The 12,441-nt window shown below is 58.1% G+C and carries 12 protein-coding genes and 1 pseudogene; 6 read left to right on the top strand and 7 right to left on the bottom strand.

Translation table 11 applies throughout. The features are described from left to right. Positions 1-97: 97 nt before the first annotated feature. The 3 genes from AC0V6M_RS14555 to murI form a co-directional block, all read right to left on the bottom strand. Positions 98-790, bottom strand: coding sequence for a nitroreductase (locus AC0V6M_RS14555; RefSeq protein ID WP_486139498.1), 693 nt, complete (start codon positions 788-790; stop codon positions 98-100). A gap of 91 nt (positions 791-881) precedes the next feature. Then, the gene (hemA, locus tag AC0V6M_RS14550; protein ID WP_486139497.1) at positions 882-2,102 is read right to left on the bottom strand and encodes a 5-aminolevulinate synthase; all 1,221 of its coding nucleotides are present in this window, start codon (positions 2,100-2,102) and stop codon (positions 882-884) included. 113 nt (positions 2,103-2,215) lie between these two features. After that, a complete protein-coding gene (gene murI, locus AC0V6M_RS14545) occupies positions 2,216-3,052 on the bottom strand; it encodes a glutamate racemase (RefSeq protein ID WP_486139659.1) in 837 nt (278 codons plus the stop codon). Positions 3,053-3,139: 87 nt separating this feature from the next. Between murI and plsY the strand changes: the two genes are divergently transcribed. The 6 genes from plsY to AC0V6M_RS14515 all read left to right on the top strand — a co-directional run bounded on the left by plsY (position 3,140) and on the right by AC0V6M_RS14515 (position 9,229). Beyond that, complete coding sequence (gene plsY, locus AC0V6M_RS14540; RefSeq protein ID WP_486139496.1) at positions 3,140-3,736, top strand: glycerol-3-phosphate 1-O-acyltransferase PlsY; 597 nt, start codon at positions 3,140-3,142, stop codon at positions 3,734-3,736. After that, entirely contained in the window at positions 3,733-4,878 is a 1,146-nt protein-coding gene (gene dprA, locus AC0V6M_RS14535; protein WP_486139495.1) for a DNA-processing protein DprA, read from the top strand. Before plsY ends, dprA begins: the two co-directional genes overlap by 4 nt. Before the next feature lie 300 nt (positions 4,879-5,178). Then, positions 5,179-7,740 carry a type I DNA topoisomerase gene (gene topA, locus AC0V6M_RS14530; RefSeq protein WP_486139494.1) on the top strand — a complete coding sequence of 854 codons (2,562 nt, stop codon included), beginning with the start codon at positions 5,179-5,181 and terminating at the stop codon, positions 7,738-7,740. Between the two features lie 267 nt (positions 7,741-8,007). Next, positions 8,008-8,337: a hypothetical protein gene (locus AC0V6M_RS14525; protein ID WP_486139493.1), complete on the top strand. Its 330-nt coding sequence runs from the start codon at positions 8,008-8,010 to the stop codon at positions 8,335-8,337. 56 nt (positions 8,338-8,393) lie between these two features. After that, positions 8,394-8,981, top strand: a complete 588-nt coding sequence (locus AC0V6M_RS14520) for a response regulator (RefSeq protein ID WP_486139492.1) — start codon at positions 8,394-8,396, stop codon at positions 8,979-8,981. Positions 8,982-9,046: 65 nt separating this feature from the next. Continuing rightward, positions 9,047-9,229 (top strand): hypothetical protein, encoded by a 183-nt coding sequence (locus AC0V6M_RS14515; protein WP_486139491.1) that lies wholly within the window; start codon positions 9,047-9,049, stop codon positions 9,227-9,229. A gap of 11 nt (positions 9,230-9,240) precedes the next feature. On the opposite strand, the gene AC0V6M_RS14510 is transcribed toward AC0V6M_RS14515, so the two are convergent. The 4 genes and pseudogenes from AC0V6M_RS14510 to lepB all read right to left on the bottom strand — a co-directional run bounded on the left by AC0V6M_RS14510 (position 9,241) and on the right by lepB (position 12,422). Then, complete coding sequence (locus AC0V6M_RS14510) at positions 9,241-9,885, bottom strand: DUF2971 domain-containing protein (protein WP_486139490.1); 645 nt, start codon at positions 9,883-9,885, stop codon at positions 9,241-9,243. Then, a pseudogene (gene era / locus AC0V6M_RS14505) lies at positions 9,882-10,791 on the bottom strand (GTPase Era). The gene AC0V6M_RS14510 and the pseudogene era overlap by 4 nt, the downstream one beginning before the upstream one ends. A gap of 36 nt (positions 10,792-10,827) precedes the next feature. Next, positions 10,828-11,538, bottom strand: a complete 711-nt coding sequence (rnc, locus tag AC0V6M_RS14500; protein ID WP_486139489.1) for a ribonuclease III — start codon at positions 11,536-11,538, stop codon at positions 10,828-10,830. Further along, complete coding sequence (gene lepB / locus AC0V6M_RS14495) at positions 11,535-12,422, bottom strand: signal peptidase I (protein ID WP_486139488.1); 888 nt, start codon at positions 12,420-12,422, stop codon at positions 11,535-11,537. The genes rnc and lepB overlap by 4 nt, the downstream gene beginning before the upstream one ends. Positions 12,423-12,441: the final 19 nt, after the last annotated feature.

The raw sequence follows: 12,441 nt of genomic DNA, 5'->3' as shown, positions 1-12,441 counted from the left end.
GTCCGCATTTAGCAGTTAGAGTGCTCCCCGTTTATTACTGAAATTGAGTCTGTAACAGTCAGTAGACTTTTGGCGCAGCGTTCTGAAAAGCACTAAGTCAATCAAACCCAACAAATCTCGCCGCTTCCGAAACTTTGCGGCGTGTGATCTTTACTGGGTTCGCGGGAAACTCCTCATCCGGCCAGCCCAATGCGACGGCTTTCATGATTACCTGATCGTCTGGAATGCTCGCATGTTCGCGCACAACGGGTGATTGCATGATCCCTTGGCTGTTTATCACGCAGCCAAGACCCCGGCTCCATGCCGCATTGACCAGTGCGGTGGTCACTGCGCCGCAATCGAAAACGGTATCGTCAGCGTCGGACAGTTCCTTATCGTAAGTCACGATCACACAAACGGGCGCATCGAATTGGCGGAAGCCGCGCAGCACCCAATCCTGCCGCTTTTCCTTGTCGCCGCGTTCGATGCCCATTGCTTCGAACAGCTGCACCGCGCAGCCGACCTGCCGGTCGCGGTGAACGCCTTCGAACGCGTGGCCTTTACGAAACTCGCGGCTGTCAGGCTCTCCGGCGAGAATGCGCTCCGTGTTGCCTTTGCGGATGCGATCCAGCGGCTCGCCAGTGATCACGTGGAAATGATAGGGCTGGGTGTTCATCGAGGATGGCGAGCGCATAGCCATCTTCAGCACTTCTTCTATCAGTTCCTGCGGGACCGGCTTATCAAGATAGCCTCGGATTGACCGACGGCCTAGCACGACTTCGTCATACTTCTGATTGGGATTGCCGCTCACGTATTTTTCTCCTGATGGTTTAGGCGAGTGCTAGCGCATTGCTGAAGTACAGCAAAGGACGTTACGGCGCGGCGGCGCTGCCGTTGCCCAGTTATGCGGCTTTGAGCAATTCCATGTCGAGGCGGTCCCAGATCTCGACCAGGGCCTCGGTCAGTTCGTCCATCATTTCGGCCGTGTGCATCGGGCCGGGGGTAAAGCGCAGTCGCTCTGTTCCGCGCGGAACGGTGGGGAAATTGATCGGCTGAACGTAGACGCCGTATTCGGCGAGCAGCACGTCGCTGATCTTCTTGGCGCGAACAGGGTCGCCAACCATCAGCGGGACGATATGCGTGACGCTGTCCATCACGGGCAGGCCCGCATCACGCAACTTTTCCTTCAGCAATTCAGCATTGGCTTGCTGCGCATCGCGTTCTTCGCTGGAGTTCTTGAGATGCTTCACGGAAGCGAGCACGCCTGCGACCAGCACTGGCGAGAGCGAAGTGGTGAAGATGAAACCCGGGGCGTAGCTGCGGATGCAGTCAATCACCCGCGTGTCAGCAGCGATATAGCCGCCCATCACGCCAAATGCCTTGCCCAAAGTGCCTTCGATAATATCGATCCGGTGCGCGGCCTTATCACGCTCTGAAATGCCGCCGCCACGCTCGCCATACATGCCAACTGCATGCACTTCGTCGATGTAGGTGAGGGCGTTGTATTTCTCGGCGAGGTCGCAAATCTCGTGGATAGGCGCGACATCGCCGTCCATCGAATAAACGCTTTCAAACGCGATCACTTTAGGTGTGTCGTGATCTTCCGCGGCCAGCATCTCTTCCAAATGCGCCATGTCATTGTGACGGAACACCCGCTTCTCACAGCCGGAATTGCGGATGCCCGCAATCATGCTGGCATGGTTGAGTGCGTCGGAAAAAATCACACAGCCGGGAAGCAATTTGCCGAGCGTGGAAAGCGTCGCATCGTTGGAGACATAGCCGCTGGTAAAGGTCAGCGCGCCTTCTTTGCCATGCAGGTCCGCAAGCTCTCGCTCCAGCTCGACATGAAAGTGCGTATTGCCACCAATGTTGCGGGTGCCGCCAGAGCCTGCGCCGACATCATGCAGCGCGTCTTCCATCGCGGTGATGACTTTTTCATGCTGGCCCATCGCCAGATAATCATTGGAGCACCAGACCGTGATCGGCTTTGGCCCATTGTGCCCGTGGAAACACCGTGCGTTGGGATAGGCGCCCTTGTTGCGCATGATGTCGATGAACACGCGGTAGCGACCTTCCTCATGAAGGCGGTCGATCGCTTTATCGAAGACGTTTCCGTAATTCACGCGTTGTGCTCTTCGTTTCGTCCGATTGAATCGGGCTGTTAGTGGGTGCGATTTAGGCAGTAGAGCGGACCAATTCCAGCGCTATCTTTGCGAACGATTTGCATATGCTCTGCTTAAAATCGATCAATCTGATCGATTCCATAAGTCGCGAGGGTGCTTTTGAGTTCCTGAAGCATACTGATGTCGCCCGTGGTGACGGCGCGATTAGGGCCATTTCGGACAAATTCCTGACCATCTAACAAGTGCGCGATCCGCCTCGCGATGCCCTCCGCTCCATCGAGGAAACGGATGTCTGGCGGCATTCCCAGCTCGTTCACCGCGACATCCATCAGCTCATCTTCGAGCAATGGGAAGTGCGTGCAGCCTAGCACAATCCGGTCGAGCTTCATTTCGTGATCATGCTCGCTTAAGCCTTCGAGGGCCGCTTTAAGCACCGCGCGGTTTACCGGCCCTCCGCGCAGTTTGCTTTCGGCCTCATCGACAAGATCCGGCGCGGCAAAGCGCAGCAATGTGCCCTGTTTGACAAACTCGGCCTCCAGCCGGTCGACATAGGGCTGGCGCACTGTCCCCTGCGTACCGAGCATTCCGATAACACCAGTTTTGCTGGTGAGCGCAGCAGGTTTGATCGCTGGCACAGTCCCCACAACCGGAATTTCCAGCACATCGCGCACCATATCGAGCGCAATCGTGCTGGCGGTGTTGCAAGCGATACAGGCGAGGCGCGGCTCATAGCGTTCGCTCATCCGGCCAAGTAGCCCGGCGACCCGTGCGGCAACCTCAGCTTCGGTCTTCTTGCCGTATGGCAATCCGTCGTAATCAGCCGCCAGAATGATCGGTGCAGTGGGCAAAGCGCGGCGCACTGCGTCATAAATCGTCAGCCCGCCAACGCCGGTGTCGAGTAAGAGGATCGGGGCGTCGGGACTGGTGATCGGATTGGACCTTGTTGCAATAGCTTGTCGAACAGCCGCCTTTTACTTAGGCCTTGCGAAAAGGGAAGCGGCAGCCGACCTAAGCTCGTGAAAAGGGGCATTACGACCATGGAACCATTGCTAGCCGCCTTGTTGGGATACGCCTTTGGCTCGATCCCGTTTGGCCTACTGCTGACGAAAGCGGCGGGCATGGGTGATGTCCGCGACATCGGCAGCGGCAATATCGGTGCGACCAATGTTTTGCGCACGGGCAACAAAGGCTTGGCGGCGGGCACATTGCTGCTCGATTTGCTGAAAGGCTTTGCGCCAGTGTTCCTCGCCGGATTGCTTTGGCCAGGTGAAAGCGGGCAGGTTGCTATGGCCTTTGCTGCCGGCGGCGCGGTGATCGGTCATTGCTATCCCGTGTGGCTGAAGTTCAAAGGCGGCAAGGGCGTTGCTACCAATGCGGGGGTTGCGTTCGGCCTCGCTTGGCCAATCGGCCTAGCATACGCCGGTATTTGGCTCGCGATGCTGGCGATTTTCCGGATTTCATCTCTCGCCGGCATGAGCGCGGTGGTCGCAGCGGCTGCGGCGGCCCCGCTGTTTGGTTATCCGCAGTTCTTTCCAGTGCTTGCAGCGATTGCAGGCCTGATCATTTATCTCCACCGCGAAAATATTGGGCGCTTGGCAAAGGGTGAGGAGCCCAAGATCGGCAGCTCAAAATGAGCGCGTCTGGGGGCGGTGACAAAGGGCTGAGCCAGCTTGAGGCGTTTGCCCGTATTCGCTTGCTTAGATCGCCCAATATCGGCCCCGTAAGCTATCGCCGGCTGCTCGCGCGGTTTGGCAACGCGGTTGCAGCGATTGAGGCTTTGCCAGAGCTGGGCCGCCGCGGAAAGCGCACCTATCGTCCGGCGCCGCGCGACAAAATCGAGCGAGAGATCGAAGGGATCCAGCGGGCAGGGGCAAGCTATCTGTTCCATGATCAGCCCGACTTTCCGCCTCTGCTTGCGGAGATAGAAAGCGCGCCGCCAATCATCACCTATCGCGGAGACGTGCGGTTGGCGTCGAAGCCCTGCGTGGCGATGGTTGGAGCGCGCAACTCGTCCGCCGCAGCGGTGAAGCTCGCTCGGCAGTTCGGGCGTGATTTGGCAGAGCGGGGCTATTCCGTTGTCTCAGGCCTTGCGCGCGGGATTGACGGCGCGAGCCACGAAGGTGCGCTGTCTGCGAGTGCTGGCGCGACTATCGGCGTTATCGCCAGCGGGATCGACATCGCGTATCCGCCGCAGCACTCTGAGCTGCAGGAGCAGATTGCGCTTGAAGGCTTGCTAATCGCAGAGCAACCGCCCGCCACTCAGCCGCGCGGGAGCCACTTTCCCAGCCGCAACCGCATCATCGCCGGTCTTGCTGCGGGCACATTGGTCGTCGAGGCCGCGCCAAAATCCGGCTCGCTCATCACGGCGCGTTTGGCTGGCGAGGCAGGTCGCGAGGTCATGGCGATCCCCGGTTCGCCGCTCGACACACGAAGCCTCGGTTGCAACCAGTTGATCCGCGATGGCGCGGTTCTGGTCCAATCGCCTGAGGAAGTGACTGAGCTGCTCGAAAGTTTCGCCGGTACACCGCGCTCGCGCTTCAACGTGGTGGCCGAAGGGCGCGAGGACTATGACTTTTCAGAGCTAGATGGCACGGACGTCAGCCTAGAGGACACAGGCGCGATAACCGCCTTGTTATCGACCGCGCCTGTTGCCGTGGATGAGCTGGTGCGGCAATCGGGCGCGCCAATGGCTCTGGTGCAGATGGCGTTGTTAGAATTGGAGATTACCGGCGAACTTGAGCGGCATTCGGGCGGCCGAGTGAGCTTGGCGGGTTAGGGGCATAATGAAACTTTCAAACGAGGCGATAAAACTGCTTGGGCGCGCTTGTCCTGAGGCGTTCAGCAAATCGTCGGGACCCTAGCGACCTATCTCGTGGTCACGACCATCCTCTCCGCCCTTGGCTCGCTAGCGATCACCGCGATAGGCATCGCCAGCTACTCGTCGCTGCATGATGGCGCGGCTTCACTCAACGAAGTTTTCGAATAATTGCCCACTTGACGGAATTAATTGCGCGGCTCCACCCTCGCGCGTACGTGCACACGTGAAGGCACAGCTTAGGAACTAGACAGAACCACCATGCAGCTTGTTATCGTTGAATCGCCGGCCAAGGCGAAGACTATCGAGAAGTACCTCGGCAAAGACTTTAAGGTCTTGGCGAGCTATGGCCACGTCCGCGATTTGCCGCCCAAAGATGGCAGTGTGCGCCCCGATGAAGACTTCGCGATGGATTGGGAGCTGTACCGTGACAAGCAGAAGCGCTTCAAAGAAATCGCTGATGCGGCAAAAGGCGCAAGCCGCCTTGTCCTCGCGACCGACCCCGACCGGGAAGGGGAGGCTATCAGCTGGCACGTCCAGGAGCTACTGAAGAAGCGTAAGGCTCTGCCGACCAAGGTTGACCGGGTCACTTTCAACGCGATCACGAAATCTGCCGTCACGACCGCAATGAAGTCACCGCGAGAGCTCGATACCGATTTGATCGATGCCTATCTCGCGCGCCGCGCGCTGGACTATCTGTTTGGCTTCACTCTGTCGCCGGTCCTGTGGCGCAAGCTGCCCGGGGCAAAGTCGGCTGGCCGGGTACAATCAGTTGCCTTGCGGCTGGTGGTTGACCGGGAGCGTGAGATCGAAGCGTTCAATCCGGTTGAATATTGGTCTGTTCTCGCCAAGATGGAGCATGATGGCACCGCGTTCGATGCGCGCCTTGTTAAGTTTGACGGAAAAAAGCTGGGCAAGCACGACCTTGGCAATGAAGGTTCCGCTATGGCCGCCAAGGCCGCGGTTGAGGCCGGACGCTTTACGGTTGAAGAGATTGAGACCAAGCCGCTCAAGCGCAACCCATCACCGCCATTCACAACCTCAACGCTACAGCAAGAGGCCTCGCGTAAGCTTGGCTTCTCAGCCAGTCACACCATGCGGTGCGCGCAATCGCTCTATGAAGCGGGCGCAATCACTTACATGCGGACCGACGGTGTGCAGATGGACGGCAGCGCGATTGCCGCCGCTCGCGATGCGATTGATGAGCGCTTTGATAGCTCTTATAAGCCAGAAAAACCACGTTTTTACAGCACTAAAGCGAAAAATGCTCAGGAAGCACACGAGGCCATTCGGCCAACCAACTTTACTAAAGATAAGGCTGGCTCTGGCGACGAGGCGAAGCTTTATTCGCTGATTTTCAAGCGCGCCATGGCGAGCCAGATGTCGGCCGCGCAATTGGAGCGCACGACGATCACTTTGCGCGATGCGACGGGGCAGCATGAACTGCGCGCGACTGGCCAGGTCGTCAAATTCCCTGGCTTTTTTGCAGTCTATCAAGAAGGCTTTGATGATAAGTCTGATGACGACGAAGAAGGCTTGCTTCCTGCGATGTCGAAGGGCGATGCTCCAGCCAAGAAGGGCGTCGAAGCCAATCAGCACTTCACACAGCCGCCGCCGCGCTTCTCTGAGGCTTCGTTGGTCAAGCGTTTGGAGGAGCTCGGGATTGGCCGTCCTTCCACCTATGCTTCAACGATCCAGACGATCCGTGACCGTGACTATGTGCGAATGGAGAAAAATCGTTTTCATGCAGAGGATTCTGGGCGTCTCCTAACTGCTTTTCTAGAGCGCTTCTTCCCCACCTATGTGGCGTATGACTTTACCGCTGGCATGGAAGACGAGCTCGACACTGTCTCTGATGGCGGTGAGGATTACAAAGAGCTGCTCGCCAAGTTCTGGAAGGACTTTAAACCCAAGACCGAAGAGGTGATGGAGAAGCTTCCCTCGGAGGTGACGGAGGCGCTTGATGAATATCTGTCAGATTATCTCTTCCCGCCTATCGAAGACGGTGAAGATCCCCGCCGCTGCCCACTGTGCGCAACCGAGGGGCGTGAAAATGGCAAGTTGAACCTGCGCGGCGGACGCTTTGGTGCGTTTATCGCTTGCGTCAACTACCCTGAGTGCAAGTTCACACGCCGCTTTGCCCAACCCGGTAGCGATGGCGATGATGGCAGCGCCGATGGCGTTATGGGTCAACACCCGGAAACGGGTGAGGACATCCACCGCAAGACCGGGCGCTTTGGCCCCTATGTTGAGATGGAGCACGAAGAGAAGAAGAAGCGCGCCTCCATTCCTAAAGATCTGGATGATTTTGATCTCAATTGGGCGATCAAGCTGCTTGATTTGCCGCGGATCATCGGGGCGCACCCGGAGACTGGTAAGGAAATCGAGGCGGCGATCGGGCGCTACGGGCCTTACCTGCGCCACGATGGTAAGTATGCGAAGCTTACCAGTACGGTCGACGTGTTCGAAACCGGCATGAATGCGGCGGTGATGCTGCTGGCGGAGGCGGCCAATCGCAAGGGTGGTGGGCGGCAAAAAGCCGAGCCCATCAAGACCCTTGGCGAGCACCCGACTAGCGGCGGCGAGATCAAGGTGATGCCGGGGCGCTATGGCCCATATGTGACCGATGGAAACGTCAATGCGACCATACCCAAGGACGTAAAGCCAGAGGATATTGAGGCTGCACAGGCGATTGAGCTGATCGATGCGCGCGCGGCCAAGGGGCCTGCGAAGAAGAAACGCAAGAAAGCCGCCCCAAAGAAGAAGACGGCGGCGAAGAAGAAGGCGCCTGCTAAGAAGGCGGCAAAGGCTGACGCAAAGTAGGGAAGGGAGCGTCCCAGCGGCGCTTCATTTCATCACCGATTCTCGCAAGAAGCAGGTCGTCACCGTGCGAGCCTTGGCGCACAGCGGCGCTCACTTGGTAAATGGCGAATAGGGTAAATCCCTGTTTAAACACGTATTCCCACTGATGCGGCTGGAAAATTGTGGTTTACGAGTTCTTGTTTGCAAATCGTCAAGTATTGTCCCGTATCAGAGTCTCGACGGCCGAGGTGCGAGCGCGCACAGGCCAACAGTTAGAGGCCGAACCACGTGATCGAAATCGAAGTTCAAAACGAGACGCATCAATCTCAGGAGCGTATGCGCTTTGCCGCTGTGCCGCGCATTGGTGAGGGGCTGCGCCTGCGCGAGCCCGACGGGATCTGGGCCAGCTATGATGTCCTGGATGTGTGGTATCAAAAGGCCGAATTTGGCGACGTCTGGATGCCATATGTGCACGTTTGCATGACGCCGGGCGAAGGCGAGAGTGCCGATGAAACCGCCAGCGATCCGCTTGGTGCGCCAGTTGTCGCTTCGATGGAGGCGCAATTCCAAGGCGCCGTCTCAGCGCAAGACGGGGAGCTTGAGCCATTCAAAATCTAATCAAACGCACCACCGGCCCGAAGTCACCTTCGGGCGAGGCACGGCTTAAACGCTCAATGGAAGGCAAGACGCTGGCTGAAAAGCTCGCTGAAGCCAAAGGCGGCCCTGTGTCTGAAGACGATGTGGTAGAACCCCAGGTTGAAGCCGAAGCGCCCGCTGAGGCGAGCGAAGCAGCTCCAGCACCAGAGGCCCCTGCAGCGCAGGATGCTGGCGATACCGCTGCGATTGTTCGCGCAGCCAAGGCCCAGCGTGAAAGCGCTGCACCTCAGCAGGTTGCGACAAAGACGTGCCTGATCGTTGATGACAGCCGCGTGATCCGCAAGGTTTCCAGCAAGATTGCGAAAAGCCTCGGCTATTCTCCGATTGAAGCGGAAAATGGAGAAGAAGCCCTTGCTCGTTGCAAGAAATCCATGCCGCAATTGGTTCTGACCGATTGGGAAATGCCGGAAATGGATGGCTTGGAGTTTGTCACCAAGCTTCGCGCGATCCCAACGCCGCATGCGCCTACGATCGTGTTCTGCACGTCTAAAGGCGATGTTGCCGACATTCATGAAGGCATCAATGCGGGCGCGGATGACTATATCGTCAAGCCTTTTGACGAGCCAAGCCTTCGCGCTAAGCTCGAACAGCTCGCTGCTAAATAAGCGCTGAAGTTCAATCGTTCGCGCGGGCCCTCGCTATTGCGAGCGCATGCGGCTAGTCGGCTGCTATGGGCAAAGAACGATTTGAACGGCACAAGCAACCTTGGAACGCCGAAGAGGCGGGCCGGCTAAAGCTGCTTGCGTCTAAGGGGCAGGGCTTAAAGCAGATTGCAAAGGCCCTGAACCGCAGCGAAGATTCGACCAAGAGCTTCGCCAAGCAGCAGAAGATCAAGATCGCGAAAAAGCGTTAGATTTGAGCGTCTTACCGCGCTGTCAAATCTCGCCCCGCGTCTTTCCATGCCTTGCTGTTGGTAAGGCTGCTGGCGCGCAGAGATATCTTAGCATCAGGCACGATTTCCTTGATGATGCTGCGCAAATTATCGCTCAGGCTTGGGGGCATCCAGGGGCTGAAGGTGATGCTGCTGATCCACGATAGTTCAATCGGCAGATCGGCATATTCGCGCACGTCCTCACATTCAGCGATAATGCGCCATTCGCGCTCGTCGGAATAGCCCTCGCGTTTGGCGAAAGGCAGTGTTTTGATACCAGATGATGCCTGGTCTTTGAGCGCCTGCACGCTCATGTAGTTCACCGCTCCTGCGCGAAACCCATCTGTCCTTTCAACGGCTTGCTCCAGCGGCTCGCGGTGAAACTCAATCGCGATCCCATCCATGCCTTGGGTGAATACCCGCCAGTGATGATAGGTCTCTTTGGCCATGGTACAGCACAGAGCCAGCACCGATTGTGATGCTATTTGTGAGCGATAGAGGTCCATGAAATAGGCGTCATTCGCATCGTCCCATTTCGAAGGGCTGAGCAGGACCAGCTTCTCTTGCCTCAAGGTTTGCAGCGCGCTCGACAAGGTCGTGTAGCGCTTCACAAACTTCCTGAGGGGACGCGTGCTCATTTGACCCAGTCGAGGCCCATTTCTTCAAACACTTCTTTGTCCTCGGACCAGCCTTCTGAGACCTTCACATGCAGGAACAAATGCACCTTTACGCCGAGGATTTCTGCGAGTTCTTTACGCGCGGCCTCGCCAATGGCTTTGATCCGCTGGCCGCCTTTGCCGAGCACGATTGGTTTCTGACTGTCGCGAGCGATCACGATTTGCTGGCGCACCTCGACCGAGCCGTCTTTGCGAACCTCATAGCTTTCGGGCCGAACAGCAGCGTCATAGGGCAGCTCTTCGTGCGGCTGCAGATACAGACTGTTCGCGGGTGATTTCTGCGGCGAGCAGGCGTTCAGAGGCGTCTGAAACCTGATCTTCTGGGTAATGCCAAGGCCCCTCTGGCATCATGTCGGCGAGCTTTGATTTGAGCTCGTACACGCCTTCGCCATTCAAAGCGGAAATGAAATAGATCTCTGCAAACTCAACAAGTTCGCCCAATTCCTGAGCGAGCGCCAGCAGTGGTTCTTTCTTTGCGCGATCAACCTTGTTGAGGACCAGGATCTTGCGCTCGGGGCGTTTGGCAAGCGCCTCTAGCAGCGGCATCAGCTCGTGCCGGCGCTGTTTAATGGGATCGACGATCAGCAGTACGGCATCGGCGGCCTCTGCACCTTCCCAAGCGGCGCTGACCATTGCGCGGTCCAGCCTGCGGCGAGGTTCAAAAATACCGGGGGTATCGACCAGGATCATCTGCGTGTTTTCATCCCCGTCCTGATGCAAGGCGATGCCGAGCATGCGGGCGCGGGTGGTTTGCGCTTTGGACGATGTGATCGCGACCTTTTGGCCGACCAATTGATTGACCAAGGTGGATTTGCCCGCGTTGGGCGCGCCAATCACGGCGACGGCGCCGCATTTCTGCTTAGTCATTGGACTGCTTCCTCGCCGCGATATCTGTACCAATGCTCATCCGAAGCGCTCCATAAATGCTTTTGCGGCCTGCTTTTCGGCCTCTGATTTGCTTGCCGCGATTGCCTCTGCCTCGCCAACCTTATGCACGCTGACTTTTACGGTGAAGCGCGCGGCGTGGTCTGGCCCGCTGCGGTCGATCACTTGGTATTCTGGCGTGCGGTGACGGTTGCCGGCGGCCCATTCTTGCAAGGCGGATTTGGGGTGCTTTGCCTCGCCCGCCTTACCAGTGAGTTCATCGGCCCATGCGCGGTAGATGAAATCGCGGGCGGTCTCGAACCCATGCTCGATGAAGCACGCGCCGATCATCGCCTCCATCACATCGCCGAGAATATTGTCGCTGTCCGCGCCGCCATCATCGCGGGCCTGTTTGCCGAGACGCAAATGGTCGGGCAGGCCGATTGTTCGGGCGATGCGGGCGCAGGTTGCGCCGCTGACCAAAGCGTTCAAGCGCTGCGACAGCTTGCCTTCTGGCGCATCGCCGTCGCGGTAAAGCCAATCGGCCACCGACAGACCAAGCACGCGGTCGCCGAGAAATTCTAGCCGCTGATAATCCTTGGGCGTTGGCGCGCCATTGGGCAGGTTGCCTTGGACACTGCCATGGGTAAGCGCCTCCAGCCATGCGGCCTCCTTGGCCACGTCCAGGCCAAGCTGGCTCAGCCACTCGGTTGTTTCCGGGCCAAGATGATCAAGGGGAGGGGCGCTCATAGCGTTTGACCCAAGCGGCTCCAGCGCGCCGCGCTGAACCATGTCCAAGGTTTGATCCAATCCGATCCGCCATCTGTGGACCACATCAGGATTGTCGCGCGGCCGACCAGATTGTCTTGCGGGACCAGCCCGACACCGCCGCCAGCGCTGGCGGGAAAGCGGCTGTCTTGTGAATTGTCGCGGTTGTCGCCCATCACGAACATCCGGCCTTCCGGCACGATGACCGCATCCATATTATCCGCCCCTGTGGGGCCAAAGTCGAGCACTTCGTAGCTGACACCATTGGGCAGGGTCTCGCGAAAGCGCGGATAGGCGCAGATATCCAGGCCATTCGTGTCAGTGCGCAGTTCCGCGCCCCAGGCGCAGCTAGTATTGCCCGAAACGGGAATGATAAAGTCTTCGATCCGCACTTTCGGCACGGTCTGACCATTGAGCACGACTTGCCCGTCGACCATCGCCACGCTGTCACCGGGCAGAGCAATCACGCGCTTGATGTAATCGGTGCCATCAATCGGATGCTTGAAGATCGCAACATCGCCTGGCTCCGGCGCGCTCGCAAGCACGCGGCCCGGTACAATCGGTGCACCAAATGGCATGGAATTGTCGGAATAGCCGTACGGCCATTTCGCGGCGAGCAAATAGTCGCCGTTCCACAAATGCGGAAGCATGCTCTCGGACGGTATCGAGAAGGGCGAGAACACTAGACTGCGAAAAACCAGGACCACAAAGATCAGTTTGAACAGGAAAAACGCAAAGCTCCCGAGGCTCTCCGGCTGTTCCTCTGCGGGCGCTTTTGGGGCCGCAACATCGCCGGCATTGTCGCTGGCCGCCGCGCATACGTCACCAGAGCTGGACGCAGCATCAGTTTGGGTCTTAACATTCATCGCGTGCGTCCCTAGTCGC

Source organism: Erythrobacter sp. JB3-1 (assembly GCF_057364995.1).
The sequence above is the reverse complement of the archived record's forward strand: the minus strand, read 5'-3'. Positions and strand labels throughout refer to the sequence as shown.